Origin of the sequence: Bacillus sp. JH7 (assembly GCF_001563515.1) — a bacterium.
Lineage (GTDB): Bacteria > Bacillota > Bacilli > Bacillales > Bacillaceae_G > Bacillus_A > Bacillus_A cereus.
Map to the genome: position 1 here is coordinate 1,938,291 of NZ_LPUS01000001.1, position 26,021 is coordinate 1,964,311.

Genomic DNA, 26,021 nt, shown 5'->3' on the forward strand with positions numbered 1-26,021 from the left:
AAATATGCAAAAAATTAAAGGGGCATTTCCAGTATTAATAACACCGATGGATGAATTTCAGGAAATTAATTGGGATGGGGTAAAGCAAAATGTAAATTACTTTATCGAACAAAACGTTGCAGGTATCATCATTAATGGAAGTACAGGAGAATTTGTAAGTTTATCAAAAGAAGAACGATTTAAAATGGTAGCAACCGTGTTGAAAGAAATTGATGGCCGTATTCCAGTTATTGTTGGAACTGCAGCAGAGACGACGAAAGAAACAATTGAATATACGAAACATGCAGAAGCGCACGGAGCGGATTGTGTATTAATTATAAACTCTTACTATTGTAAACCGAAGGAAGAGGAGATTTATTTTCATTTTAAAGAAATCTCAAACTCTGTAAATATACCAATTATGTTATACAATAATCCATTTACTTCTGGTGTTGATATGAGTACAGAGCTAATGCTCCGTATTGGAAAAGAGTGTGGAAATGTTACACATATTAAAGAATCTAGCGGAGATATTCGAAAAGCGAGAGATTTAGTAAGACAAAGTGAAGGGGCTTTCCAAGTCTTCTGTGGTTCTGAAGATTTAGTTATGGAATCATATTTAGTTGGTGCCTCGGGATGGGTTTCAGTAGCAGGAAATATTGTTCCCGGTCTCGTTACAAAAATGTATGAGCATTTTCAAAATGGTGAATTAGAAAAGGCGTGGGAAATAAACGATGCTATTTTACCACTTTGCGAGTTTCTTGAAGGATCAGGGAAATATGTTCAAATCGTTAAACGTTCTATGGAATTACATGGGCAAGCGGGAGGACCTTCTCGCTATCCAAGACTAGGGTTAACTGTAGAAGAAGATCAAAAGCTTCAAACGATTTTATCAAATATTGCAGCTCATGCAGCTGTTTAAATAAGGAGGAGAACATAATGTTAAAGACAAATATTGAGCTGAAACCAAAAGTGGAAGCGTTTTTAAATGAAGAAATTAAAATGTTTATTAATGGCGAATTTGTTTCTGCTATTGGCGGAAAGACGTTTGAAACGTACAATCCAGCAACAGAAGAGGTTCTAGCAGTCGTATGTGAAGCGCAAGAAGAGGATATTGATGCTGCAGTAAAAGCGGCAAGATCTGCATTTGAATCTGGCCCGTGGGCAGAAATGACTACTGCTGAAAGAGCGCATCTTATTTATAAATTAGCAGATTTAATTGAAGAACATAGAGAAGAATTAGCGCAACTAGAAGCTTTAGATAATGGAAAGCCATATCAAGTAGCACTTGATGATGATATTTCAGCGACTGTAGAAAATTATCGTTATTACGCAGGATGGGCTACAAAAATTATTGGGCAAACAATCCCGATTTCAAAAGATTACTTGAATTATACGAGACATGAACCTGTTGGTGTTGTAGGACAAATTATTCCGTGGAATTTTCCGCTTGTTATGTCTTCTTGGAAAATGGGAGCTGCACTGGCGACAGGTTGTACGATTGTATTAAAGCCAGCAGAGCAAACGCCTTTATCTTTACTATATACAGCGAAACTCTTTAAAGAGGCTGGATTTCCAAACGGCGTTGTAAACTTTGTATCAGGCTTTGGTCCTGAAGCAGGGGCTGCAATTGTAAATCATCATGACATTGATAAAGTTGCTTTTACAGGATCTACTGTTACAGGAAAGTATATTATGCGTCAATCTGCAGAAATGATTAAGCATGTAACGTTAGAGCTTGGCGGAAAATCACCAAATATCATTTTAGAAGATGCGGACTTGGAAGAAGCGATAAATGGTGCATTCCAAGGTATTATGTATAATCACGGTCAAAATTGTAGCGCAGGATCACGTGTATTTGTTCATCGTAAACATTATGAAACTGTAGTAGATGCACTTGTGAAAATGGCGAACAACGTAAAACTTGGAGCAGGTATGGAGAAAGGAACGGAAATGGGTCCACTCGTATCTAAGAAACAACAAGAGCGTGTGTTAAATTATATTGAGCAAGGGAAGAAAGAAGGTGCTACAGTTGCGGCTGGTGGCGAACGTGCGCTTGAAAAAGGTTATTTCGTTAAGCCAACTATATTCACAGATGTTACAGACAATATGACAATCGTTAAGGAAGAAATATTTGGACCAGTTGTTGTCGTACTTCCATTTGATTCGACAGAAGAAGTAATTGAACGAGCGAACAACTCATCCTATGGCCTTGCTGCGGGTGTATGGACGCAAAATATCAAAACGGGTCATCAAGTAGCAAATAAATTAAAAGCAGGAACAGTGTGGATTAATGATTATAACTTAGAAAATGCAGCTACACCATTTGGTGGATATAAACAATCTGGTATTGGCCGCGAATTAGGTTCATATGCGCTTGATAATTATACAGAAGTGAAAAGTGTTTGGGTAAATATAAAGTAATAGGGCGTTTTACTGATAAAAATTGAGGGATGAAATAATGAAAGATGCGGACAACTAGAAAGTTTGATAATAGTTGTCCGTTTTTTTTATATACAAAATTGCTTTTCCAAAGAATGATAAGGGGGATTTGGATGGAGAATTTAGTAGAATGGTTAGTAGGGCAAGTGTGGAGTATCGGTTTAGTTGTTTTTGCATTAGGGGCAGGCGTATATTTCACGATTGCAACACGCTTTTTGCAAATCCGTTATTTTAAAGAGATGATTAAACTATTATTTGAAGGAAAGAGTTCAGAGACGGGAATATCATCTTTTCAGGCATTTTGTTTAGCCTTATCAGGAAGAGTTGGAATTGGTAATATTGCAGGGGTAGCGACAGCAATTGCTTTCGGCGGTCCTGGAGCTGTATTTTGGATGTGGGTAATGGCTTTGTTAGGGGCAGCGAGCGCGTTTGTAGAATCAACATTATCTCAAGTATACAAAAGTAAAGTAGGGAATGAATATCGCGGCGGTACTCCATATTTCATTGAGAAAGGTTTGAAAATGAAATGGTTTGCAGTCATTGTAGCAGTAGTTGTAACACTTTCATATGGCGTGTTATTACCAGGTATTCAATCTAGTAGTATCGCAGTTGGATTTGAAAACTCTAATGGTATTAGCAAATATATAACTGGTATATTTTTAGTCGTGTTACTAGCAGCAATTATTTTTGGTGGTGTAAAGAGAATTGCTGGCGTTTCTCAAATGCTTGTTCCATTTATGGCAATTGGTTATGTAATTGTTACATGTATCATATTAATTGCGAATGTAACGGAGATTCCAAGGATGTTTGCTTTAATTTTCTCTAGCGCATTTGGTGTAAATGAAATGTTTGGTGGAATTGTTGGTGCAGCTATTGCATGGGGCGTAAAACGCGCTGTATTTTCAAACGTTGCTGGTGTCGGAGAAGCGACGTATAGTTCGGCGGCTGCTGAAGTATCGCATCCCGCAAAACAAGGATTAGTTCAAGCGTTTTCCGTATATATCGATACAATTGTCGTATGTACAGCGACAGCTCTTATGATTTTAATAACAGGTATGTATAATGTTATACCTGAAGGGAAAACCGCCATTGTACAAAACATAGGAAATGTGGAAGCTGGTCCAATTTATACACAACAAGCAGTTGAAACTGTGATAACAGGGTTTGGTCCAATATTTATTTCAATTGCGATTTTCTTTTTTGCATTTACAACGTTACTCGCTTATTACTATATCGCTGAAACGACACTTACTTATTTAGATCGTCAACTGAAGTATGGCTGGTTAAAACCAGTTTTAAAATTTGGATTTTTAATTATGGTTTACATCGGTAGCGTTGAATCAGCGTCGCTTTTATGGAATCTTGGAGATTTAGGAATCGGTAGTATGGCATGGTTAAACTTAATCGCAATCTTACTTTTAAGTAAAACCGCATTAAAAGTGTTAAAAGATTATGAAACGCAGAAAAAAGAAGGGAAAGATCCAGTATTTAATCCTAAAAATGTGGGGATTGAAGGATTAACATTTTGGGAAGAAAGAAGTAAAGAGGTTGAAAGAAAAAGTTCTAGAGAAAAAGTTATTGTAGATGATAATTTAAAATTATAACTTAAATTAACTAAAAATTCTTAATTTAAAAGAAGGTATATTGCCTCCATTTCATCACATACTACAATAAGTATGGATAATATGACTGGAGGGAATAAGATGGAACATGAGCAACATAGTTCGATAAATGATATTCTACATCATTATAAAGAAGGTATAGGTAGTTTTACAAATCAAATTCCTGAAATCGCTGAGACATATAATGCGTTCACGCAAGCTTGTTTTCAAGAGGGTTCTTTAACAAAAAGAGAAAAACAACTTATTGCATTAGGAATTAGTTTAGCAACGCAAGATGAGTATTGTACAATTTATCATACAAAAGGTTGTCTTGATCAAGGATGTTCGGATAAAGAGATTCTAGAAGCATGTGGTGTTTCAGCAGCATTTGCTGGCGGAGCTGCGATGAGTCAAGCGGTAACTTTAGTACAAGAGTGTTTAACAGAATTGAAAAATCAAAAGCATTGAATAAAAAACGTTTTAAACTTTATGTTTAAAACGTTTTTTATGTGAAATTAAATTTGAGTATAAAAATTATCTAGGATGGGTTCAATTTATGGTTATACAATAATGGGAGAATTTTAAATTTAGTAGGAATGAGAAATAACAACTATTTATTTAATTTTAAGGTTTTGTAAAAAGCTTCAATTGCTTCATATAATCAATGGCTTTTGTTTTATTTTTCTGTTTAGAAACATAATGTGCCTCATTAAAATCTCTATAGTAACTGTTAACTACTTCTTCAGAAAGAGCACCGTCAGAGATAGCTCTTTTAACCGCGCAGTTTGGTTCATTTGTATGTGAACAGTTAGAAAATTTACATCTCATAGAAATCTTTTTTATATCTTCATATCCAAATTCAAAATTCCCCTCAAGGTTTATCAAGTCAAATCCTATTTTACTAATAAGAAATCCCTCCATTTTTGAAAGAGTCTTTTAGAAACATAAATACAAATTTTATCGTTTTCAATTTGTATTTACTTTAATATTCTATATCTTCATAAATAGATTTTTCTACATCAGGAAGAACTGTGTATATACTCTTACCGATTAAAGCTTCTAATTCTTTCTTAATCGCATAAAACCCTTTCCAATGTAAAGATGTATGAGATGTTGTACCATGACGCAAACCAACAGAAATTAATCTTCTTTCCAGCGTAGTAAAGCCATCCGCATCAGCAAGAGCGTCACAAAGAGTAATTACTTTATTGTATAAGTCGTAGTTACAATGTTCATTTAATATTTCAACTAATCGGCTTCTCATATGGTCAGGAACGAGACTCCATTCTGCTGCGATATCTATATGTTCATTTTTGCATGGGAATGAGTGTGTCACACAAATAACAGCGTTTCCTGTATACCCTAAATCATTCATATACATATAACCATCATAGGAATGAATGACCGATTTGGTAAAACCTTTGTATCTTCCGATATCATGCAAAAGGGCAGCGTTATATGCTATGTCAGCATCTAGCTTGTACCCTTTTTTTATAAGTTCTATAATTATGTTTTCAGTTGCATGAGCAACATGTAGTGAATGTTCAAACCAAGGGCCCGGGTTTTGTTCATATGCCCATTCGAGTAATTCTTTTGCGTACATTCTATCTAATATATATTTCATATCGTTATCCTTTCACAAAAAATCATATCTTAACTATAAATTCCTCTTATTATTTCATTATTCCTTCTTTAAAAATTGTTACAATGAAACAAAAGGGGGAAAAGTAATGCGAAATTTAGTAATTGAAGAAATTAAGAAACTAGAAAATGATATAGAAGAACTTTCGAAACTTTTGAAAATGGTTGTAAATGATGGGGCATCAATTGGTTTTTTGCCTCCACTGGAACAAAAAGATGCAACAAAGTATTGGCAAACAGTATTAGCGCCAGAAGTGATATTGTATGTGGCTAAAATAAACAACGAAGTAGCAGGGAGTATTCAATTACAATTAGTTACTAAGCCTAACGGAATTCATAGAGCTGAGATTTGCAAATTAATGACTCATCCAAACTTTAGACGAAACGGTATTGGACGATCGCTTATGCAAAAAGCAGAGGAACGAGCAAAGCAAGAAAACAGGTCTCTTTTAGTATTAGATACTAGAGAAGGAGATCCTTCCAATAAATTGTACAAATCACTAGACTACCAAGAAGTTGGAACAATACCAGGGTATGCAATTTCTCCGAATGGAAAGTTAGATGCTACGGTTCTTTATTATAAAAACATTTAAGTTATAATCAAACGGGGAGAGTGCTTAATTATTAGTAAGTGAATAATAAACGACTATTTTTAACACCGTCTATATTTTTCTGGCGGTGTTAAAATAGTTAATTATAATCTAATTAACGCACTAAATGAATTTGAGAAAGTTTTTAGAGGGTTCTTTTAGTAATGATTCTCGTCTTATAATAAATGTAGAGAAGATGACTAGCCGACTATAGTTATTTTCGCTTTATTATGGGAAGGGGATGAAAGAATGAAAAAGAATAGTTTACAAAAGATGAAGAAAGTTATTTTAAGTGGTGGCGTATTACTTACGGGATTATTAACATTTGGGTTTTCAGAAAAGGCCTCAGCTCATGGATATGTAGAATCACCAGCGAGCCGATCTTATTTATGTAAGCAAGGTGTAAATGTAAATTGTGGACCAATTCAATATGAACCACAAAGTGTAGAAGGGATAGGTGGATTTCCGCAACTAGGACCTTCTGATGGACAAATTGCAGGGGCTGGTCATTTTCCCGCTTTAGATGTTCAAACTGTAGATAGGTGGAAGAAAGTTACGTTAAATGGCGGGACGAATACATTCAAGTGGAAACTAACGGCTCCTCATAGTACGAAAGAGTGGAAATACTATATTACGAAAAAAGGTTGGAATCCCAATAAACCTTTGACGCGATCAGATTTAGATTTAGTGCCATTCTATGTGAAAAATGACGGTGGAGCTAGACCAGGGACAACAGTAACGCACGAAGCGAATGTACCAACTGACCGTAGTGGATACCATCTTATTTTAGCTGTTTGGGAAATTGCAGACACTGGAAATGCGTTTTATCAAGTTATAGATGTAAACCTTTTGAATAATGGCTTATCCTCAAAATTCGCTTTTAACAATGTAGTGCAAGCTCCTACACTATTTTAATTGAAACATACATTTCGATCATCTAATTCATTTTAGATGATTTTTTTTATGAAAATGATGAAAAATATAGAAGAAAGTGCAATTATTTATAAAAAAATATGCTTTAAATATTGTCATATTTGCTTCTTTAAGATATCCTTTTCATGAAGAGGTGGAAAACATGGAAAAAGTACTAGTTTTCGGGCATAAAAACCCAGATACAGATGCAATTTGTTCTGCAATTGCTTATGCAGAATTGAAAAAAGAATTAGGAATGAATGCTGAGCCTGTACGTTTAGGCGAAATCAGCGGTGAAACTCAATTTGCGTTAGACTATTTTAAAGTAGAAGGACCGCGTTTTGTTGAGACAGTAGCAAGCGAAGTGGACAACGTTATTTTAGTTGACCATAACGAGCGTCAACAAAGTGCTAACGATATCGAATCAGTTCGTGTGTTAGAAGTTATTGACCATCACCGTATTGCTAACTTTGAAACAAGCGATCCTATATACTATCGTTGTGAGCCAGTTGGCTGTACAGCTACAATCTTAAACAAAATGTACAAAGAAAATGGCGTAACAATTCGTAAAGAAGTTGCAGGTTTAATGTTATCTGCAATCATTTCAGATTCTTTACTATTCAAATCTCCAACTTGCACAGAACAAGATGTAGCAGCTGCTCGTGAATTAGCGGAAATCGCTGGTGTAGATGCAGATAACTACGGCTTAGAAATGTTAAAAGCTGGTGCTGACTTAAGCGGAAAAACAATGGAGCAATTAATCTCTCTTGATGCTAAAGAATTCCAAATGGGTAATGCGAAAGTTGAAATCGCACAAGTAAACGCTGTTGATACAAACGACGTTCTTGTACACCAAGCGGAACTTGAAAAAGTAATTTCTGCAGTAGTAGAAGAAAAAGGTTTAGACCTATTCTTATTCGTTGTAACTGATATCTTAACTAACGATTCTGTCGGTCTTGCGATCGGTAAAGCAGCAAACGTTGTTGAGAAAGCATACAACGTATCACTAGAAAACAATACAGCTACTTTAAAAGGTGTTGTATCTCGTAAAAAACAAATCGTACCAGTATTAACAGAAGCATTCCAAGCTTAATCGTATTGCGTACAGATGAACAGTAAGGACAAGTAGTCAGATTGGCTATTTGTCCTTTTTTATTTATAATAAGCAGAAATTTTTAACTTTTAAACAGTCGCATTGTGTATGCTTAATGATATGGAAGTATTGAAAAGTAAATTACAGGGGCTTTTTGAAAAAATATTGCATCTGTTTCAAAATTAGAGAGCTGGATTTCGGAGGAACTGCGTTTAAACGCTGAAATACAGATGTTGCGTTTAACTTTTTAGAAGAAAGGATATAAAGTTTTGATTAACGAATTAAAATAAGGATAGCGTTAGCTATCCTTATAATCGTTTATTCGTAAGATTTTTTCTTGTTTATATAAAATGTGATTATCGTAGTAATGAAGAAAATAGGTATCGCATACACTTGCCCAACAAATAACTTCCAGCCGACATAATTATAGCCTTCAGATGCTGGGATGATAACGGAAATAACGCAAACGATAAAATAGACTAATAGTGCAGGAATAATATTTTTCATTTTTATGAACCTCCTTTATTGTTTTATTAATACATACTTGCATTATAATTTAGTTTCATTATTTTGAAGAAAAAATGAAAAATTTTTTATGGTATTATAATATTTGCAATGAGAGTAATCTATAGTACGCATATGGTAAAATGTGTAATTTTAACTTTCAGAATTATTATATAGTATCTCGAGAAAAAAATGTACAAAATAACGAATTTTATTTACCAAAGTAAAGGGAGTAGAAATATATATGAAAAGGCTATGTATAATTCCATGCGGAAAAAAGAAAATTTGGGATAAACATTCAGACTACGGACCGATGGAAGCAAAAGATGTATATATTAGTCCGTTCGGAAAAGCATGTCAGGCGTACGCAACTATGTTTTTCGAAAACTGGGTTATATTATCAGCGAAACATGGATTTTTAAGACCAAGTGATATTGTATTAGAAAACTATGATCTTGCATTTGATTCAAAAAGCGATGAGGTAATAAGTATAGAGCAATTACAAAAACAGATGGTAGATAAAAGTTTACTACAGTTTGACGAAATCGTCTTACTAGCAGGGAAGAAGCATAAAAAAGTAGTGACAAAGTTATATCCAGAAGAAATGATTACATATCCGCTAGAGGGGTGTAAAGGAATTGGGTATATGTTGCAGAGGTTGAAAGAAGCTGTGAAGGAAGGGGAGGAAATATAGGTGTAGTTTCAGTGATTTTAAACTCTATTTATTTAGGGAGCTGAAAAGTAAAATAGAGTTTTTAGGCATCGCCGAAAGGGTGATGCTTTTTGTTCGTGTCGTCATTCATGTAAAAGTAATTTAGAGAATAAATCATTCGATTTATGAAGCGATAGCTTTTTTATATCAAAAACAAATTGCGTCACTTTTAGAAAATGTAGGACGTATGGGCACAGTTAAGATTGTAAGTGGGAATAGCAATAAGACAAGTTTTGAATAAGATATTAAGAAAGGAGATGTTGATGAATAATGGCTAGATATAGTTTGCACGGAGGACACAATAGTATTGTTCAAGGTGCTAATTTCGGGAATCGGAAAGAACACGTTCTAGATAGGCAAGTTAAAGATGCCGTGGCGGCTAAGTTAAGAGCCCTAGGACACACGGTTTATGACGATACGGACGAGGTAGGGGCAACTCAATCACAAAATTTAAATAATATCATTCGGAATAGCAATTCCCATGCTGTGGATTTAGTTATTTCTTTTCATCTTAATGCAAGTGATGGAAATGGACAGGGTGTTGAGGTTTTATATTATGATCAGAAAGATTTGGCGGCTAAAATCTCAGCTCAACTAGCAAAAGATATTGGATGGCGTGATCGAGGTGCGAAACAACGTACAGATTTAGCAGTATTAAATGGAACGAAGGCACCGGCTATTCTTATTGAATTAGGGTTTATTGATAATGAATCCGACATGGCAAAATGGAATGTTGATAAAATCGCTAATTCTATTGTATTTGCTCTTACAGGACAAACTGGAGGAGGTGCAGCGGATTTGCTCAAAGTAAAAACTGGTGGTGTAGCATTTAGTAATTTACAAGCTTTGGCTCAAGCTATGGTTGATGCGGGTATTGATGGACAAATTGTCGTTCAAAAAGATGGCATTGGTTATGCTATAACGAATGGCTATCCGTCCGGGAATATCGATAAATTTACAGCTTGGTTAGATGCACGTAAATGGTACTATGAGTACGTGAGATAAAAGTAGTTTGCTAAATAAAAATAAGAGCCGTCATGTGACGGTTTTTATTTTTATTTAATCTTTTAACTCTACTTATAATATGGAGAAAATAGACTAATAAACAAGCCTTTGTATACTTTCAAACATAGAATATGATGAATTCTATCAAGGAGGAAGCATATTTATGAGAAATACTTGTCATTGTGGACATTTTCAAGATTGTAATAAATTTTGGGATGATTTAATGTTTGGGAGATGTAGATGTAAGCGCAATGATTTTCACGAGTGTTGTTGCAAAGAGAAACCGAAGTGTGAGTGTGAAAAATGTCATTGTAAAACAAAAGCGAAATGCCATTGTAGGCATGAAGAGGAAGGGTATTAATAATAAAAAAGAGTACGATGCGTACTCTTTTTTTGGGTGATTATATTCCATCTTGAACAGATTTCTTTACAATTACCCATTTGTCTTTCTTTTTAACCGTTATAGCTACATTAGTTCCATTAGATTCCTTATAAAAGATATATCCATTGTTTGAGTTTACATATGTAACTGGTTCACCTATGCAATCTCGCGAGCAGGATTTGTTGACTAGTTCAATTAAGGATAGTTCACTTGGATCGGTTTTACTGGCTTCTATAACAGCATCAAGGCTTGTTTTTCGATAACCTTGCAAGTTTATATGAAAAAGCTGCTCTATTTCTCCTGTAATGCTAGTGTTCATTACTTCTACTGAATTCTTTTTTTCTTGAAGAAAGCCGTTTTCATAAAGTAATTTTGTATAGCCAATCCATGCTATTAACACTAGCATGAAAAACATACCCGTCATTTTAAGTATTCGAAGTCGTTTGCTTATAATTGTTTCTGAGTATTTCATTCACTCTAATCCTCCAATGTTTTTAATTTAAAATATGCTTGGATACATACTTTTAGAAGAGGATGAAAGTTAATGAGTTTTTAATAAAAAAGAAAACATCCAGGATTAGATGCTTTCTTTTTTTGGTATTTTTGGCTATCTGTTAGTTACTTGTTTCATAAGTGGTCTTATTTCTTTAACTGGTGGTTTCTTATCATAGGCATCAACGTAAGAAAAGTAATAGTTTAAGTTTCTTAGAAGACCTTTTCCTATTTTTGCACTTAAGAAAGGAAAGACTTGTCCGGTATAATCATCGAGAGATTTACAGTAATATTTTTCATCTAAATATATACTGTATTTACATGTTAGTTCTACTAAAGGATTCCCTTCATCATCAAATACTTCTTTAGAATCAATAATATCTATTAGTGCAAATTTTTCATTTAAGTAAACTTTCTTTTTTTTCTCGTGTTTATTTGTAAGTATAAAAACGAGACCAATCGCGTTAATCAAACTATTTCCTCCTATAAAAAACGGATATTAATAAAATATATCGATATAAGCTAAATGTAAAGAGGAGAGGTGAAATATCATGGAGAGAAAACTAAATAAGCCGATTGGTGAGAGCTGATAATCAGTGGGGGATGAACAAACCCCTCACTGATTAAAGTTTCACTTTATTGAAATACTTGCGGGAATTGTTTTACGATTGCGTTTGTTATCATGTCAGCCATTTCTAATGCTTCTTTTTCAATTTTATCGTAAAGTTTTACTCCTGCTTCATAATCTTTATTTAGGAAGGCAAGTGCTTCTGCTTTCGTTAGTGCTAAATGTTCATAAAACATTTTTCTAAATTCTTCTTTATCTATATATGGGTTGATTCTGTTAAGGAATTCAATAATTGCGTCACCATTAGCGTACCATTTTTTCTCTATAGCGGCCGCTGCATTTTGATTACCAGCTTTTGCGGCTTTAACAAGATCCGCTGCAATTACTAAGTGATCTTTAATTAATGCACTATATTTTTTTACTGCATCTTCACCGTAAAATGGTTCAAGTGATAGTCCCATATGTGTTGCGTTTTGTAGAAGTCGTCCAACAGTAACGTTAACATCTGGTAAATTAAATACTATACTTATAATAGCCAATCTCGTCCAAGCGACGTGTTGTTCCCATAAAGAACGCATATATCCTTTTAAAAAATTCTCATTTTTACTAATTCGGTAGTTCCGTACGGATAAATCATAGTTTACATAAGGGTTATGGTAGGGGGAGTAATACGATTGCCAATAAGAATACATAAATAGTAACACTCCTTTGAACATGTATAACTCAAAGTATGATGAAGATTTATTTTTAGTTCCGTGTCCTAGATTATTTTTAGGGAATTTGAAATGGAGAAATTCAATGAATGATGTTGTGATATATATGAATAATTTGAATATAAAGCAAAAGAGGGTCTGCAAGGGAAGTTACAGACCCTCAAAAGGGTATTGCCGAGATGTCGGACTCGACTACGTAATGTTATCATAAAATTCTTTTGAAAAAACCTGGTAAATGTGTCCAAATGAAATTGGGACCTTCATACAGTCAAAGGGACCTGCTTCCCGCGGCAGGCCCCAATAACTAGATAATGTCGATGAGCAAAAAACTCATCTGGAGTACTTTTATAGTAACAAGTAAAATGTGTTTTGTGTATTGAGAAAGAAGAATTGCATAATTATATGTGAACAATTTAACTCCCAACAATTTATGATTATCATTAATTGTTGGGAGTTAAATATGGTTATAAAATGGAGAAAAGATTTGGAAGTGAGATTGAGGTGCATAGAAGTATGTAATTATGAAAAAGACCTGCTAATATAAGCAGGTCAACTTAAGGGGTTTATCCAACAGATTATTATATATGTTAACAACTCAATTGTAGTAAGTCTATATGTTTAATATTGAGAAAACTTCTGTGAATAATATATTTTTTGCGCATATATTAACGTTTAAAAAGTTGAGAAAGAAAATTAAAAAGCTTTTTATAAGAGAATAATGGCTGATACTTATAGTATGATTCATATTTCCACGCATCATTATTAGAGAATTGGAGTTGTTTTGTTTTCGTTTTTGCCGTGATGGACCTCGTATTACGATGTTTCATATAGTAACCTCCTGAATTTATATGTATACGATTAGTAGTATTCAAGAAAGGGAAATAAAATGAACATTTAAATTGAAACTCTTTCTTCTTGTGTACTGGATTTACGTTATAAATGTTGTAAAACATATAAAATAATGATGCTAATTCATATTAAATAAGTGAAGAAACATAGAATAATGAAAAAACAATAAGCATCTAATCATCCCTTTCAAGTCGCATAAGTGATTGATATAATAGAAGTAGATGAAAGATAAAGAAAAGCGGGTGACTCTTTTTTGTTTACTAAAGCACAAGAACTTTTAGCGTCCTACTTTGGTTATTCTTCGTTTCGAAGAGGACAAGATGAAACAATTAAAAATGTACTAGATGGGAAAGATACGGTTTGTATTATGCCAACGGGTGGCGGTAAGTCGATTTGTTATCAAATTCCGGCATTAGTATTTGAAGGAACGACGTTGGTTATATCACCTTTAATATCACTTATGAAGGATCAAGTAGATACATTGGTACAGAATGGCATTTCAGCTACATATATTAATAGTTCTATATCTATTGCAGAAGCAAATCAGCGAATTCAATTAGCGAAACAAGGACATTACAAGTTACTTTATGTGGCGCCTGAGCGTCTTGATTCGATGGAGTTTGTTGACCAACTTATCGATATGAAAATCCCTATGATTGCGATTGATGAAGCACATTGTATTTCACAGTGGGGACATGATTTCCGTCCAAGTTATTTACATATACATCGCATATTAGATTATCTTCCAGAAAAACCGCTCATATTAGCATTAACAGCAACAGCAACACCGCAAGTACGTGATGATATTTGTAACACACTTGAAATTAATCAAGAAAATACAATTATGACAACGTTTGAGCGTGAGAATTTATCGTTTTCTGTCATTAAAGGGCAAGATCGAAATGCATATTTGGCGGATTATATTCGTCAAAATCAAAAGGAATCTGGGATTATATATGCAGCTACTAGAAAAGTAGTCGATCAGTTATATGAAGATTTGATGAAGGCAGGTGTTTCTGTATCAAAATATCATGCTGGTATGAGTGATAGTGATCGAAATGAGCAACAAGAACTCTTTTTACGAGATGAAGTAAGTGTAATGGTAGCAACATCTGCATTCGGGATGGGTATTGATAAATCGAATATTCGTTACGTAATTCATTATCAGCTTCCAAAAAATATGGAAAGTTACTATCAAGAAGCAGGACGTGCTGGTCGTGACGGATTAGATAGTACATGTATATTGTTATATTCTTCTCAAGATGTACAAGTACAGCGTTTTTTAATTGATCAATCAACTGGAGAATCACGTTTTTCAAATGAACTTGAAAAATTGCAAAATATGACCGATTACTGTCATACAGAACAATGTTTACAATCATTCATTTTGCAATACTTTGGAGAAGAACCGAAAGAAGATTGTGGACGCTGTGGTAATTGTACAGACAATCGCGAGAGCATCGATGTGACAAGAGAATCACAAATGGTTTTATCATGCATGATTAGAACGAACCAACGCTTTGGAAAGCAAATGATAGCGCAAGTATTAACTGGGTCGAAAAATAAGAAAGTTATTGAATTTAATTTTCATACTTTACCAACGTATGGGCTTTTATCGAACCGTAGTGTAAAAGAGGTCAGTGAGTTTATTGAGTTTTTAATTTCAGACGAGTTAATTGCAGTTGAACATGGCACTTATCCGACGTTAAAAGTAACTGAAAAAGGGAAAGAAGTATTACTTGGTAAAGAGAATGTTTTACGAAAAGAACGAGTAGAGACAAGACAAATTGTTCAAGACCATCCTTTATTTGAAGTGCTTCGTGAAGTACGTAAAGAAATTGCACAAGGAGAAGGTGTACCTCCGTTCGTTATTTTTTCTGACCAAACATTAAAAGATATGTGTGTGAAAATGCCGCAAAGTGATTCCGAATTGTTGACGGTAAAAGGTATCGGAGAACACAAACTTGTGAAATATGGCTCGCACTTCTTACAAGCAGTTCAGCATTTTATTGAGGAAAATCCAAATTATGCTGAAACGATTAAGACAGAAGTAGTTTCAGAGCGTAAAAAGTCAGGAAAAGCGTCCGCAAATTCTCATTTAGAAACATATGAAATGTATAAACAAGGTATTGATTTGAATGAGATTGCAAAAGAACGTAACTTATCAAGACAAACAATTGAAAACCATTTAATTCGCTGCTATGAGGATGGAATGGAAGTAGATTGGCAAAGCTTTGTTCCAGCAGAGTATGAATCTCTTATTGAAACTGCCGTTCAAAATGCAGAGGGTGGGCTGAAATCTATTAAAGAACAGCTTCCGAATGAAGTGAGTTACTTTATGATTCGTGCTTATTTACAAATAAGAAAGTAGAGACATATAAAGGGGATAAGAATTTATGTATCATGTGTTCGTTTATGGCACATTAAGAAGAGGACAAACGAATGCTCATTATATGCAAGGTGCAACATGCATCGCAGACAGAGCTTGGACATATGGAAAATTATTTGATACGAATGAAGGATATCCGGCCATGACTTATTCGATTGAAGAACAGGTGTATGGAGAAGTTTATGTAGTAAATGATGAGATATTGTGTAAGTTAGATGAACTAGAAGAATATACAGGTAATGCGGAGACTGATTTATATGATCGAATCACGCAAACAGTATATGTTGCTGATAGGGAAATTGAGGCATATGTGTATATCGCTCAGAATAAAAAGATGTTAAAGAAAGTTATAGATTCTGGTGATTGGCTTATGTATCAAAAAATATAATAAGGTAGTTTTAAAAATCGGAAAGCAGATAATGACGAATTCATTATCTGCTTTTTATTGTGTGAATAATTGTCGTTCTCTTTTTATTCTTATAGTTCTTAGTACGATTCCAATTCCGAGAAATAAAACAGTAGCAGCGACCCCGCTAGTAGGATTTAACCAAAAATCACTACTGTTTGTAAGAGTAATAATCCCTGTTATTGTAACTAAAACAGTAGGAACAGCATCCTCGATTGCATGCATGATAACACATGGCCAGACTGATTTTGTAAGTCTATATATTTCAACATACATAATTGACCAACAAACCATAAGGATACAGCCAGATAGAAGCATATTTAATCTTGAGATAGATTCAAAATATTCATTTGAAGAGCCTCCTTTACTTTTATTTATCCTACTATTTGTGGGCAGTAAAACGCCCATTGATTAAAGTCTTTAATTTTTACAATATTTGTTAATAGATAAATTAAATAGGAGACAAATAGAAAGTAGTATCTTTTGTATGCATCACTATACTATATGTGTATTTGTGTGATTTTGATGTTGCATATTCTTTTTAAATTAGAAAGATGAAAAGTAAGTTTTTTCGGAAAATTTAAACGGAAACTATTGACTTTATGATTGGGTTTTTAATACAATGATACTTCGACTGAAAAATTAGAACGGACAGGAGGGAATCGTCGAAATGAGCAACATATTTGAAGATGAGTTACAAAAAATGAAGGATACTTTACATACGATGGATGAGCAATTGGATAAGCTTGAAAAAACCCCGGTTTATTATGGAGAAGATTTTAAAGAGCAAATTCTTGAAAGTATGAGGGAGTCTAATAGACAAAACTTACGTATTGGTGTGCAAGAGCCGTACTTTGGAAGGTTAGATTTTCAGGAAGATGGAAAAGAAGAAGTTATGCCGATTTATATCGGAAAAGTAGGGGTTTCGGATATGGACACGATGAAGCCAATCATTATTGATTGGCGGGCGCCTGTCGCAAGTATGTTTTATTCATTTACCGGTGGAGAAGAATTAGCATTTTATCAATCACCAGATGGCTTAGTAGAAGGTGATGTGTATTTAAAACGAAACATTTCCATTCGAAAAAGAGAACTTGAACGTGTTGTTGATACATATGTAAAAGGAAATGAAGATGTATCGCATGCCGATGATTTTCTTCTATATCGATTAGGTGAGAATAAAGATAATAAGCTAAAGGATATTGTTTCAACGATTCAATCGGAACAAAATGATATTATTCGAGCGGAAAGAAATTTACCATTACTTATTCAAGGGGTTGCAGGGAGCGGAAAGACAACAATTGCTTTACATCGCCTTGCTTTTTTAATTTATGAATATCGTGAACAACTAGAAGCAGAAAGAATGATCGTATTTGCGCCGAATAGTCTGTTTTTAGACTACATTTCGAGTGTACTTCCTGAATTAGGTGTAGGGAATATTAGTCAAACAACGTTTCTGGATTGGGCATTACGTACGTTAGATGATTCAGTGAAACTAAAGCAGACAGAAGAAAAATTGAAAGAAGCATTTTCAATTAATCGTGATGAAAAGAAGATAATGCTAGGTAAATTAAAGGGTACGTTGGAATTTAAGACGTTTATTGAAGAGAGAATGATCCAATTTGAAAATGAGTTAGTTCCGACAAAAGATTTTGAGGCGTGGGATAGAGCGATTATTCCAGTAGAAGATATTAAAAAATGGATGCAAGTTGAATATAAACATTATCCTTTACAGAAAAGAAGAGAACGATTAGTAGGACGAATGAAGCGCTGGATTGAAATTGAACTTAAAAAATTCGGGGAAACAAACGAGAAAAAATTACTTAAAAAAGAAGCGACTAAGAGACTGAACGCATATATGAAGTTTTGGCCGAAAATGAGTGCTCTTTCACTGTATAGTTCAATAGTAAAAAGTAAAGAAATACTCGAGGTATTACCTGAAGAACTTGTTAAAGAAACAGAAAAGAGTTGTCGTAAAAAAGAAGTGTATGTAGAAGATTTACCAGCTTTAATATACATACATCATCGTATAACAGGGATTGAAATCGGGCAGAAGTTTCATCACGTTGTTATTGATGAAGCGCAAGATTTTTCGCCTTTCCAAGTTTATGTATTAAAAGAAATTACATTAGGTAATTCTTTCACTATATTAGGTGATTTATCGCAAGCGATTTATGATTACCAAGGAATTGAAGATTGGAATGCTTTTAAGGAAGTATTCCAAGAAACCGGTTATTATGAATTGACAAGAAGTTATCGTTCTACAAAAGAAATTATTGAATTTGCAAATGAAATAATTAAAAATGCAGAAATCCCAGTAGGACTCGCAACACCAGTCTTCCGCAGTGGAGAAGATGTGAAAGTAATTCATGCGGAAAATCAATTTACTGAAATTGTGAAGACGGTAAAACATTTGCAAAATGCAGATGTGAAAACAATTGCGGTAATCGGAAGAACAGAAGATGAATGCCGTGATATATATGTGGAATTAACAAATGCAGGATTAACGGTAAACGTAATTGAAGCAAACCAAAGTAAATATGAAGGTGGTATATCAGTAGTACCTGTCTATTTAGCGAAAGGTTTAGAATTTGATGCGGTGCTTTTAATTGATGTGGATGAAGAACATTACAAAGACACAAAACATGATGCAAAGTTACTATATGTTGGATGTACGAGATCACTTCATGACCTATGGATTTTCCATAGTGGGGAAGCGTCACCTTTAATTAAAGGATTAAAATAAAGTGAAACTATAATCAGTGGGGAGTTTTACTGCAAGCTAATGTGGGATAAATATAAAAAGAGGGTTTCTATTACTGTCTACTTAACAGGGAGATGACTATGAAGACCCTCTTTTTATATTGAAATTAATGTTCAATTTTAAACGAATAAAGCCATTAATATTAAATCTTGATAGCCACCATCCAATTTTACACCCTTTGCTTTTCTACCCTCTTCAAAGAAGCCTAGATTCTTATATAACTGGATTGCACCTAGATTATCTTCCATTACCTCAAGACAAACTTTTTCAATCTTACTGTTATTTTTAGCCCAATTGATTAACGTTTCTAGAAGAGCTCTTCCAATACCATAATTTCGATATTCGGGTAGTATGGTCATCGCAAAAGCCCCTTGATGACTAATTTTTTCTTTGTTTCCGTTCTTAAAATCTATTGCACCAACTAACTTACCATCAACTTCAGCAATAAACTGTACATAATTTGGATTTTCATGATAAGCTTTTAACGTTTTTTGAATAGCATCGATACGCACCTTTTTTACATCCTCAACCGTACTTAGCATGTATGGAGCGTTTATTAAAGCTTTTGAAGCAGAATCTAGTATTCTTTCTGCATCCTGTTCTTTAGCTTCTCTAATTATTATTGTTTTTCCATCCTTAGATTTATAAGTAAAAACATTAGTTGATAAGATACTACACACACCCTTTCGGAATATAATTAGTTGAATTTTTTAACTATCGTGCAATTATTAAGTAAGAAAAAGTCGTATCACCTTTTTCTGCAATCGCTCTACTTCAACTTAATGACGATTATTTCAAATATTTTTAATTTTTACAAGGATTTATTCCGTTATATAGCCCGATTGTTGAATAACATGACTGGCGTTTTTTAAACAACTTTATTATCTCTGTACACGATGAATTAACGACTTGAGCTGTTGTGTAAATAATATACAATGACCTTTTCTAATTCCTTAGTTTGTTCTTTTTCCCGTACACGAACGGCATCTACTGGAATTTGTGTATGTTTTAACCAATCTAGAATAAGGTGTAGTTGTTCTTGTATTTGCCCAATGTTTTGCTCCTTTATGTTCTTATTCTGAATTCTATCAATTAATTGAAGCATATAGGGAAGTTTTTCTATACATTCACTTAAATCTCCGCAATAACCTGAAGGGAATTCATGTGTACCAAATTCTAAAGTATTGATGTAATTAGAAACTAGGTATATCATGGCTTCTTGTTCGGTATCACCACCTAATTCAATCGCTTTTCGAAGGGGTTTTTCTAAATCGTCTTCTTTATTGCTAGAGTCCATATAAATTCCTATCCATCTAAAAGGTCTTGAATCAAATGGGTTGTTTTCTGTCCATCTATATAGAATGTCAATTAGAAAACTATTTAGTGAGAAAGTTAAGACCTCATCTTTTTCGTTTAATACATCTAAAATAGTAAACAGCGAAATGGCAAACTCTTCTTGATCTTTTGATTCCCATTTCTTTGCATTTGTAATAAATGTCTCTAAATGTTTAAAAGCTAATTTTCGAAGTCCCGCTTCGCGATGCTGACAGTAACAAATAAAATCATGCCAATGCTCAGTTGTATTCATATGTATAATAATAGTTTGTAATGCAGTGAGAGGTTTATCCATTATACGTCCCCAATCTATTAAGCACGTGTTGAAAATTTAGTGTTATTATATCATTACATAAATTAAAGTGGGAAGAATTTAAGGTGGATTTTATTGGTCACGGGATCCAATCGATTGGTAATGTAGCGGTTCTAACAGGAGTCATTATTGACTTTGAAGATGAAACGTAAAAAAGTTATTATGTTTATCTGAATATTGAGGGAATACAAGAATTTTATTTATTTAATTTTCAGAAAAAATAGACTAAAACATTAATAAATGGTATAATTTCCTTGTTATTGGAATTAAAATGAAAATATTAGAAGAAAAAGGATAGGATTGGTTTTAATGGGGGATTCTGATCACAAAGAAACAAAGGCAATATTAAAGTTATGGTTTATTTATATACCACTTGCATTTGGAGAATTTGTCTTTTCGAATATCATAGGTTATTTAAAAAAATAAAGATTTTGTATTTGAAAAACAATTAACCTAATTTAATTGTTTTTTTATTTTTCTCTAATAAACCAAACAAAAATAAAGATTTTGAACAAGATGAAGTTTATGAAGGAAATAACGTTGATTAGGTGCTGAAAACGGGAATTATTCAAGCATGGTAATTCGCCGTTTTTATAGCTTCCTATAGTGAGATGTTATGTTCACATCATATGTATACGATATTTGTAACTTAATATAGCATTACTGGAACTTCAAAATTAGTAGTTAAGGTTGTTACCTTATAGAGTGTTATATATAACTTAGCTAAAAAAGCACAAATCATATAATTTGCGCTTTTCATTATCTGTTTTTGGTAAAAAATTATAGTTTTTGTCACACTAATACTGTACGATACATAGTATAAAACACATACTGTATGACATATAGTAATGGAAATGAGGTGAGTGAATGGATACTTTATTAAACTCGTTAATTACTGAGTTAAGAAGAGGGACATTAACGTTAGCTGTTTTAAGTCAATTAAGAACGCCGCAGTACGGATATTCACTTGTCCAGTTATTGGAGCAATCAGGGGTTACAATTGATCAAAGTACTTTATATCCACTACTTCGCCGATTAGAAAAGCAGGAATTAGTGACGAGTAGTTGGGATAAAACGGAGAGTAGACCTCGTAAGTATTATGTTTTAAGTGATTATGGATTAGAAATATTTTTGCAGTTGAAAAAAGAATGGATAAAGGATTCGAAAGAACTTTATAACTTATTAAAGGAGGAGGAAGAGAATGAATTTAATTGATCTCTATATCCAAGAGGTTGCGAAGAGATTACCTGAAAAAAATCGTGAAGATATTACACTTGAACTAAGGTCAACTATAGATGATATGTTACCTGAAGATTATAATGAGAAAGATGTAAAGAGCGTTCTCGAAAAATTGGGGAGTCCGGTTTCATTGGCTAATGGTTATTTGGATAGACCGATGCATTTAATTGGACCACGTTATTTTGATGTATATACAACGTTGTTAAAAATGATTATACCAATCGCAGCTGTCATTGCACTCATATCAATGGTTGCAGAAAATTTTATAGGCTATAGTGGTGATCAAGCGGTATTAAATGTTATTTTACAATTGATAGGTAAAGGCATTGGGGGAATTTTTGAAGTGGGCCTCCATGTATTTTTCTGGTTGACACTTGTGTTTGTTATTTTAGAAAGAACAGATAAAGACAAAGGTATCGAGCCGTTGACGACAAGTTTAAAAAAATGGACACCAGATGATTTGAAAAACATCTCGTATATCCCAAAGAAAAAAGCAATCTCGAAGTTTGAAGTTTTTGGAGGTTTAATGTGGACAGCAGTTTGGGCTACACTTTACTTTTATGCGAATTATCTTGTTGGCGTATATAACGGTACGGCAAATGGACTGAAGTTTGTCTCGCCAACTTTTAATCAAGATGTTTTATTGCAGTACTGGCCAATCGTTGTAATTATGATCGTTTTTGAAATATGTATATCCCTTTATAAATTAGTGCAGGGACAATGGACGCAAAGATTGGCGATTGGGAATGCTATTCTTCAAATAGCTGGGACGATAGTATTCATTGTAATTGTAGTAAATCCACATGTATTTAACGCAGGGTTTATTACGTATTTGGCAAATGCATTTACTATTTCCTCAGAGGAGTTTAAAACGTGGCTCATTGGGGGAGGAATTTTCTTCTACATGTTATCTGCTGCAATAAATATATTTGATGGTTTCCGAAAAGCTAGTATTCGTATGTAGATAAAAATCGGAAATTTCGATAAAATAAAACTATTAAAAAGATAGTAAAATAAGGTGAACATGATGAAAGGAAGAAAATAATGATAAGGGAAGCAACGAAAAAAGATTTAGCATACATTTTAGATATTTATAACGATGCGATACTTTATACAACAGCTGTATATGCGTATAAACCTGTAACCCTTGAAAATAGAATAGATTGGTATGAACAAAAAAAGGCTGAAGAGTATCCAATTATCGTATATGAATTAGATAATAAAGTAGTAGGATTTGCGACATTCGGCCCATTTAGAGCGTGGCCTGCTTATAAATATTCAGTTGAACATTCTGTGTATGTAGATAAGGCATATAGAAAAAATGGCATTGGGTCTTCATTAATGAAAGAATTAATCAAAATTGCAAAGGAAAGAGAGTATATGACCTTAATTGCTGGAATTGATGCAGAGAATGAGAAAAGTATTGCCTTGCATCAAAACTATGGATTTGTTCATGCAGGAACAATAAAAAAAGCTGGTTATAAGTTTAATAAATGGCTAGATTTAGCTTTTTATCAGCTGGAACTTAACGGTCCTGAAAATCCTATAGAAGAATAAATATTTTTCGGTAGCAAGAAAAAATTCATGCTACCTTTTTCTTATTTTAATAGCTAATGAAAAGGTTTTTTACATTCAATGTTGAAATATTAGAAGTTAATATAACGATATAAAAAGAGGGATAGAAATGGAAACTGTTATAAATAAAATAAAAGAGGTACAATCTAATTATGTGGGAATGGAAATTTATTCTACAAAAAATAATCGTATAGTTGCTTCGTATAATAGTGAATTAAATATTCCGTTAGCATCAGCAGCAAAATTAGTCATTGGATTTGTAGTAACGCAAATGGTGAAGGAAAATAAACATAATTGGAATGATATACTTCATTACATTAAATTTAATCCACATGAAGATAGTGCGCAGTTATATCCGCATTTACAAGGAAGAACTTCTTTAACACTTAGTCAAGCGGTAGAGGTAATGATTGCTTGTCATGATAGTTACGTTGCACAGTCAGTTGTAATGCACTGTGGTGGATGGGATGCTGTGAAAATGTACGCACAAACGTACTTTTCAAAAATTCATATACAAGAGAATGCTAGAGATGAGAAAAATGTTGGAGAATTAAGTGAAGTTCTTGCCCTTTTCATACAAACCTTTCAAGGTTATAAATCAGAACCAGAATTATGGGAACCAATTATTAGCGGCATGGTAAGACAGCAAGGAGAGTATGAAGAAATTCCATATTATCATATAACTCATATGACAGGTGGATTACTCACAGCTACAATAAATATTGGTATAATAGGAATGTTTAACGAACTTCCACTTCTTTATGTGATTGGGGGAAAAGATTTACCGAATCGCGGTGAAAATAAAGAGGTAGATGAAGCTTTTGCAGTAGTTTTAAAGTACATATACAAAGAATATAGTGAAAGCATGCTAGGAGTGAGCGATTGAAAAGAAACTTAAAGACTTTAACAATCATTATTTTAATTTTAACGATTATTGCTCTTGAAGTTGGAATCGCCCTATATGATCACAATTTGTCATTAGATACAATTTACTTTGCAGCGATCCTTATTTGTATTGTATTGCTTTTTGGCACACGTGTTTCTGAAGAGAAAGAAAGTACATCGAAACGAGGGCGAAGAAAAATAGCTGTTATATTTTGGCCATCTATTTTATTGTCTATCGCTTGTTTTGCAGTTATAAATTACATAAGGGTAGGCTATGTCTCTGTACCAGGGATAATTGGCTTTTCATGCTTTGTTACATATGGTGGATTCGTTTTGATTAGTATTTTAAAGGGGAAAAATAAAATGTAGCTTACTAAGTTGAAAGGAAGCAATGTATATGAAACATATAGAGAACGGTACACGTATTGAAGGAGAATACATTAAAAATAAAGTCATTCAATATAATATGTCCATCTTAACAGATGAAGTAAAACAGCCGATGGAAAAAGTAAGCCTCGTAGTAAAAAATGAAGAAGGAAAAATATTTGGTGGTGTAACAGGTACGATGTATTTTTATCATCTTCATATCGACTTTTTATGGGTTGATAAATCAGTTCGTCATGACGGTTATGGTAGTCAACTGTTACATAAAATTGAAGAAATTGCGAAGGAAAAAGGGTGCAGATTAATATTGCTAGATTCATTTAGTTTTCAAGCGCCAGAATTTTATAAAAAGCACGGTTACCGAGAGTATGGTATCGTTGAAGATCATCCAAAAGGTCATAGTCAGCACTTTTTTGAAAAGAGATTATAATAATATTATGTATACTGATTGATGGGAGAAAGCATATGTACACGTATAAATTGCAACAAGAACAGCCAATCTGTGCAGAAAAAATTAAGAAGCTTTATGATTCTGTCGGTTGGTGGCCAGAAAGAAAAGAAGTCGATATTGAAAAAATGTTAAAGAATAGTATAGCCATTGGAGTATGGGAAGAAAATGAATTAGTTGGATTTGCTAGAGTCGTTTCTGATGGTGTTTTTCGAGCATACATTGAAGATGTTGTCGTACATGAGAATGTAAGAAATAAAGGTATTGGAGAGAAAATGCTTACAATATTACTTCGAGAAATATCTCATATTGATATTGTTAGTCTATTTTGCGGAGAGAAGCTAATAAAGTTTTACGGTGAGCAGCAATTTCAAGCAACGAAGCAAATTGTGATGCATCGTAATCAAACAGGGAAAGAATAAGAGGTGCCAATTAAAATGAATGCAACAAGAGCGTACTGTTTATCGAAAAGAAAAGCGACAGAAGATTCTCCAGATGGCTGGAGTGCAACATGTATGAGGCTTAATAATAAAATATTTGCGATAGTAAATCATGAAGAAGGTGAAAAGGCTGCGATTACATTGAAGTGTAATCCAGAAGTCGCATTAAGAATAAGAGAAGATTATCCAGAAACAATTATTCCAGGGTATCATATGAATAAAAAACATTGGAATACCGTTTATATTCATAAGGGTATAGAGCAGGAGCAAATTAATAAAATGATTGATTGGTCGTATGATTTAGTACTACAATCATTTTCAAAGAAAAAGCAGCAGGAGTTAATGGATTAATATGTATTA

At 33.6% G+C, this 26,021-nt stretch carries 30 protein-coding genes and 1 pseudogene; 21 read left to right on the forward strand and 10 right to left on the reverse strand.

Annotated features, from left to right (window positions below):
• The first annotated feature begins 4 nt into the window (after positions 1-4).
• The 4 genes from dapA (at position 5) to AU379_RS09830 (ending at position 4,490) form a co-directional block, all read left to right on the forward strand.
• Entirely contained in the window at positions 5-901 is an 897-nt protein-coding gene (gene dapA, locus AU379_RS09815) for a 4-hydroxy-tetrahydrodipicolinate synthase (protein ID WP_001169463.1), read from the forward strand.
• Positions 902-918: 17 nt separating this feature from the next.
• On the forward strand, positions 919-2,403 hold the full coding sequence (locus tag AU379_RS09820; protein WP_000920987.1) for an aldehyde dehydrogenase family protein: 1,485 nt from the start codon (positions 919-921) through the stop codon (positions 2,401-2,403).
• 131 nt (positions 2,404-2,534) lie between these two features.
• On the forward strand, positions 2,535-4,025 hold the full coding sequence (locus tag AU379_RS09825; RefSeq protein ID WP_000429521.1) for an alanine/glycine:cation symporter family protein: 1,491 nt from the start codon (positions 2,535-2,537) through the stop codon (positions 4,023-4,025).
• Positions 4,026-4,097: 72 nt separating this feature from the next.
• Positions 4,098-4,490, forward strand: a complete 393-nt coding sequence (locus AU379_RS09830) for a carboxymuconolactone decarboxylase family protein (protein ID WP_002005224.1) — start codon at positions 4,098-4,100, stop codon at positions 4,488-4,490.
• A gap of 156 nt (positions 4,491-4,646) precedes the next feature.
• On the opposite strand, the gene AU379_RS09835 is transcribed toward AU379_RS09830, so the two are convergent.
• Complete coding sequence (locus tag AU379_RS09835) at positions 4,647-4,943, reverse strand: hypothetical protein (RefSeq protein WP_000398281.1); 297 nt, start codon at positions 4,941-4,943, stop codon at positions 4,647-4,649.
• 61 nt (positions 4,944-5,004) lie between these two features.
• Positions 5,005-5,646, reverse strand: coding sequence for an HD domain-containing protein (locus AU379_RS09840; RefSeq protein WP_000874102.1), 642 nt, complete (start codon positions 5,644-5,646; stop codon positions 5,005-5,007).
• A gap of 106 nt (positions 5,647-5,752) precedes the next feature.
• On the opposite strand from AU379_RS09840, the gene AU379_RS09845 reads away from it, so the two are divergent.
• The 3 genes from AU379_RS09845 to ppaC all read left to right on the forward strand — a co-directional run bounded on the left by AU379_RS09845 (position 5,753) and on the right by ppaC (position 8,258).
• A complete protein-coding gene (locus AU379_RS09845; RefSeq protein ID WP_001245250.1) occupies positions 5,753-6,256 on the forward strand; it encodes a GNAT family N-acetyltransferase in 504 nt (167 codons plus the stop codon).
• A 246-nt stretch (positions 6,257-6,502) separates the two neighbouring features.
• Positions 6,503-7,168 carry a lytic polysaccharide monooxygenase gene (locus AU379_RS09850; RefSeq protein ID WP_000742278.1) on the forward strand — a complete coding sequence of 222 codons (666 nt, stop codon included), beginning with the start codon at positions 6,503-6,505 and terminating at the stop codon, positions 7,166-7,168.
• Between the two features lie 160 nt (positions 7,169-7,328).
• Entirely contained in the window at positions 7,329-8,258 is a 930-nt protein-coding gene (gene ppaC, locus AU379_RS09855) for a manganese-dependent inorganic pyrophosphatase (protein ID WP_000416865.1), read from the forward strand.
• 318 nt (positions 8,259-8,576) lie between these two features.
• Here the strand turns inward: ppaC and AU379_RS09860 are convergent, their stop codons facing one another.
• Positions 8,577-8,765 carry a DUF4017 family protein gene (locus tag AU379_RS09860; protein WP_000789486.1) on the reverse strand — a complete coding sequence of 63 codons (189 nt, stop codon included), beginning with the start codon at positions 8,763-8,765 and terminating at the stop codon, positions 8,577-8,579.
• Positions 8,766-9,006: 241 nt separating this feature from the next.
• Between AU379_RS09860 and AU379_RS09865 the strand changes: the two genes are divergently transcribed.
• The 3 genes from AU379_RS09865 (at position 9,007) to AU379_RS30520 (ending at position 10,880) form a co-directional block, all read left to right on the forward strand.
• A complete protein-coding gene (locus AU379_RS09865) occupies positions 9,007-9,456 on the forward strand; it encodes a DUF6884 domain-containing protein (protein ID WP_000824872.1) in 450 nt (149 codons plus the stop codon).
• Positions 9,457-9,744: 288 nt separating this feature from the next.
• A complete protein-coding gene (locus AU379_RS09870) occupies positions 9,745-10,479 on the forward strand; it encodes an N-acetylmuramoyl-L-alanine amidase (protein WP_044584544.1) in 735 nt (244 codons plus the stop codon).
• 227 nt (positions 10,480-10,706) lie between these two features.
• Entirely contained in the window at positions 10,707-10,880 is a 174-nt protein-coding gene (locus AU379_RS30520; RefSeq protein ID WP_000503011.1) for a hypothetical protein, read from the forward strand.
• On the opposite strand, the gene AU379_RS09875 is transcribed toward AU379_RS30520, so the two are convergent.
• The 4 genes from AU379_RS09875 to AU379_RS30525 form a co-directional block, all read right to left on the reverse strand.
• On the reverse strand, positions 10,881-11,333 hold the full coding sequence (locus AU379_RS09875; RefSeq protein ID WP_000877571.1) for a hypothetical protein: 453 nt from the start codon (positions 11,331-11,333) through the stop codon (positions 10,881-10,883).
• A gap of 135 nt (positions 11,334-11,468) precedes the next feature.
• Positions 11,469-11,825, reverse strand: coding sequence for a hypothetical protein (locus AU379_RS09880; protein WP_000606231.1), 357 nt, complete (start codon positions 11,823-11,825; stop codon positions 11,469-11,471).
• Between the two features lie 164 nt (positions 11,826-11,989).
• On the reverse strand, positions 11,990-12,613 hold the full coding sequence (locus tag AU379_RS09885; RefSeq protein ID WP_000287725.1) for a hypothetical protein: 624 nt from the start codon (positions 12,611-12,613) through the stop codon (positions 11,990-11,992).
• 686 nt (positions 12,614-13,299) lie between these two features.
• Entirely contained in the window at positions 13,300-13,461 is a 162-nt protein-coding gene (locus AU379_RS30525; protein ID WP_000682746.1) for a hypothetical protein, read from the reverse strand.
• A 275-nt stretch (positions 13,462-13,736) separates the two neighbouring features.
• Between AU379_RS30525 and recQ the strand changes: the two genes are divergently transcribed.
• The gene (recQ, locus tag AU379_RS09890; RefSeq protein WP_061139183.1) at positions 13,737-15,854 is read left to right on the forward strand and encodes a DNA helicase RecQ; all 2,118 of its coding nucleotides are present in this window, start codon (positions 13,737-13,739) and stop codon (positions 15,852-15,854) included.
• 25 nt (positions 15,855-15,879) lie between these two features.
• Positions 15,880-16,260 (forward strand): gamma-glutamylcyclotransferase, encoded by a 381-nt coding sequence (locus AU379_RS09895; RefSeq protein ID WP_000274915.1) that lies wholly within the window; start codon positions 15,880-15,882, stop codon positions 16,258-16,260.
• A 54-nt stretch (positions 16,261-16,314) separates the two neighbouring features.
• Here the strand turns inward: AU379_RS09895 and AU379_RS28835 are convergent.
• Positions 16,315-16,629 (reverse strand): annotated as a pseudogene (locus tag AU379_RS28835) (CPBP family intramembrane glutamate endopeptidase); the annotation flags it as partial.
• A gap of 319 nt (positions 16,630-16,948) precedes the next feature.
• Here AU379_RS28835 and AU379_RS09905 point away from each other — a divergent pair.
• The gene (locus AU379_RS09905) at positions 16,949-19,024 is read left to right on the forward strand and encodes a UvrD-helicase domain-containing protein (RefSeq protein ID WP_000065177.1); all 2,076 of its coding nucleotides are present in this window, start codon (positions 16,949-16,951) and stop codon (positions 19,022-19,024) included.
• Between the two features lie 137 nt (positions 19,025-19,161).
• On the opposite strand, the gene AU379_RS09910 is transcribed toward AU379_RS09905, so the two are convergent.
• Positions 19,162-19,722 carry a GNAT family N-acetyltransferase gene (locus tag AU379_RS09910; protein ID WP_172794109.1) on the reverse strand — a complete coding sequence of 187 codons (561 nt, stop codon included), beginning with the start codon at positions 19,720-19,722 and terminating at the stop codon, positions 19,162-19,164.
• Between the two features lie 221 nt (positions 19,723-19,943).
• Positions 19,944-20,672 carry a hypothetical protein gene (locus AU379_RS09915; RefSeq protein WP_061139184.1) on the reverse strand — a complete coding sequence of 243 codons (729 nt, stop codon included), beginning with the start codon at positions 20,670-20,672 and terminating at the stop codon, positions 19,944-19,946.
• Positions 20,673-21,557: 885 nt separating this feature from the next.
• Between AU379_RS09915 and AU379_RS09920 the strand changes: the two genes are divergently transcribed.
• The 8 genes from AU379_RS09920 to AU379_RS09955 all read left to right on the forward strand — a co-directional run bounded on the left by AU379_RS09920 (position 21,558) and on the right by AU379_RS09955 (position 26,012).
• On the forward strand, positions 21,558-21,905 hold the full coding sequence (locus tag AU379_RS09920) for a PadR family transcriptional regulator (protein WP_000380301.1): 348 nt from the start codon (positions 21,558-21,560) through the stop codon (positions 21,903-21,905).
• Positions 21,892-22,893 (forward strand): hypothetical protein, encoded by a 1,002-nt coding sequence (locus tag AU379_RS09925; protein ID WP_001048879.1) that lies wholly within the window; start codon positions 21,892-21,894, stop codon positions 22,891-22,893. Before AU379_RS09920 ends, AU379_RS09925 begins: the two co-directional genes overlap by 14 nt.
• Before the next feature lie 80 nt (positions 22,894-22,973).
• Complete coding sequence (locus AU379_RS09930) at positions 22,974-23,486, forward strand: GNAT family N-acetyltransferase (protein WP_000617511.1); 513 nt, start codon at positions 22,974-22,976, stop codon at positions 23,484-23,486.
• A 127-nt stretch (positions 23,487-23,613) separates the two neighbouring features.
• Entirely contained in the window at positions 23,614-24,390 is a 777-nt protein-coding gene (locus AU379_RS09935) for a class A beta-lactamase (RefSeq protein ID WP_061139185.1), read from the forward strand.
• Positions 24,387-24,758 carry a hypothetical protein gene (locus AU379_RS09940; RefSeq protein WP_000827981.1) on the forward strand — a complete coding sequence of 124 codons (372 nt, stop codon included), beginning with the start codon at positions 24,387-24,389 and terminating at the stop codon, positions 24,756-24,758. The genes AU379_RS09935 and AU379_RS09940 overlap by 4 nt, the downstream gene beginning before the upstream one ends.
• A gap of 28 nt (positions 24,759-24,786) precedes the next feature.
• Positions 24,787-25,203: a GNAT family N-acetyltransferase gene (locus AU379_RS09945; protein WP_000680418.1), complete on the forward strand. Its 417-nt coding sequence runs from the start codon at positions 24,787-24,789 to the stop codon at positions 25,201-25,203.
• Between the two features lie 35 nt (positions 25,204-25,238).
• Positions 25,239-25,643: a GNAT family N-acetyltransferase gene (locus tag AU379_RS09950; protein ID WP_000288969.1), complete on the forward strand. Its 405-nt coding sequence runs from the start codon at positions 25,239-25,241 to the stop codon at positions 25,641-25,643.
• Between the two features lie 15 nt (positions 25,644-25,658).
• Complete coding sequence (locus AU379_RS09955; RefSeq protein WP_000994626.1) at positions 25,659-26,012, forward strand: MmcQ/YjbR family DNA-binding protein; 354 nt, start codon at positions 25,659-25,661, stop codon at positions 26,010-26,012.
• Positions 26,013-26,021: the final 9 nt, after the last annotated feature.

What these genes read in the sequence shown, in the direction of transcription:
- dapA (WP_001169463.1), top strand. Translation starts at nt 5, where the DNA reads ATGCAAAAAATTAAAGGGGCATTTCCAGTATTAATAACACCGATGGAT.
- AU379_RS09820 (WP_000920987.1), top strand. Translation starts at nt 919, where the DNA reads ATGTTAAAGACAAATATTGAGCTGAAACCAAAAGTGGAAGCGTTTTTA.
- AU379_RS09825 (WP_000429521.1), top strand. Translation starts at nt 2,535, where the DNA reads ATGGAGAATTTAGTAGAATGGTTAGTAGGGCAAGTGTGGAGTATCGGT.
- AU379_RS09830 (WP_002005224.1), top strand. Translation starts at nt 4,098, where the DNA reads ATGGATAATATGACTGGAGGGAATAAGATGGAACATGAGCAACATAGT.
- AU379_RS09835 (WP_000398281.1), bottom strand. Translation starts at nt 4,943, where the DNA reads ATGGAGGGATTTCTTATTAGTAAAATAGGATTTGACTTGATAAACCTT.
- AU379_RS09840 (WP_000874102.1), bottom strand. Translation starts at nt 5,646, where the DNA reads ATGAAATATATATTAGATAGAATGTACGCAAAAGAATTACTCGAATGG.
- AU379_RS09845 (WP_001245250.1), top strand. Translation starts at nt 5,753, where the DNA reads ATGCGAAATTTAGTAATTGAAGAAATTAAGAAACTAGAAAATGATATA.
- AU379_RS09850 (WP_000742278.1), top strand. Translation starts at nt 6,503, where the DNA reads ATGAAAAAGAATAGTTTACAAAAGATGAAGAAAGTTATTTTAAGTGGT.
- ppaC (WP_000416865.1), top strand. Translation starts at nt 7,329, where the DNA reads ATGGAAAAAGTACTAGTTTTCGGGCATAAAAACCCAGATACAGATGCA.
- AU379_RS09860 (WP_000789486.1), bottom strand. Translation starts at nt 8,765, where the DNA reads ATGAAAAATATTATTCCTGCACTATTAGTCTATTTTATCGTTTGCGTT.
- AU379_RS09865 (WP_000824872.1), top strand. Translation starts at nt 9,007, where the DNA reads ATGAAAAGGCTATGTATAATTCCATGCGGAAAAAAGAAAATTTGGGAT.
- AU379_RS09870 (WP_044584544.1), top strand. Translation starts at nt 9,745, where the DNA reads ATGGCTAGATATAGTTTGCACGGAGGACACAATAGTATTGTTCAAGGT.
- AU379_RS09875 (WP_000877571.1), bottom strand. Translation starts at nt 11,333, where the DNA reads ATGAAATACTCAGAAACAATTATAAGCAAACGACTTCGAATACTTAAA.
- AU379_RS09885 (WP_000287725.1), bottom strand. Translation starts at nt 12,613, where the DNA reads ATGTATTCTTATTGGCAATCGTATTACTCCCCCTACCATAACCCTTAT.
- AU379_RS30525 (WP_000682746.1), bottom strand. Translation starts at nt 13,461, where the DNA reads ATGAAACATCGTAATACGAGGTCCATCACGGCAAAAACGAAAACAAAA.
- AU379_RS09895 (WP_000274915.1), top strand. Translation starts at nt 15,880, where the DNA reads ATGTATCATGTGTTCGTTTATGGCACATTAAGAAGAGGACAAACGAAT.
- AU379_RS09905 (WP_000065177.1), top strand. Translation starts at nt 16,949, where the DNA reads ATGAGCAACATATTTGAAGATGAGTTACAAAAAATGAAGGATACTTTA.
- AU379_RS09915 (WP_061139184.1), bottom strand. Translation starts at nt 20,672, where the DNA reads ATGGATAAACCTCTCACTGCATTACAAACTATTATTATACATATGAAT.
- AU379_RS09920 (WP_000380301.1), top strand. Translation starts at nt 21,558, where the DNA reads ATGGATACTTTATTAAACTCGTTAATTACTGAGTTAAGAAGAGGGACA.
- AU379_RS09925 (WP_001048879.1), top strand. Translation starts at nt 21,892, where the DNA reads ATGAATTTAATTGATCTCTATATCCAAGAGGTTGCGAAGAGATTACCT.
- AU379_RS09930 (WP_000617511.1), top strand. Translation starts at nt 22,974, where the DNA reads ATGATAAGGGAAGCAACGAAAAAAGATTTAGCATACATTTTAGATATT.
- AU379_RS09935 (WP_061139185.1), top strand. Translation starts at nt 23,614, where the DNA reads ATGGAAACTGTTATAAATAAAATAAAAGAGGTACAATCTAATTATGTG.
- AU379_RS09945 (WP_000680418.1), top strand. Translation starts at nt 24,787, where the DNA reads ATGAAACATATAGAGAACGGTACACGTATTGAAGGAGAATACATTAAA.
- AU379_RS09950 (WP_000288969.1), top strand. Translation starts at nt 25,239, where the DNA reads ATGTACACGTATAAATTGCAACAAGAACAGCCAATCTGTGCAGAAAAA.
- AU379_RS09955 (WP_000994626.1), top strand. Translation starts at nt 25,659, where the DNA reads ATGAATGCAACAAGAGCGTACTGTTTATCGAAAAGAAAAGCGACAGAA.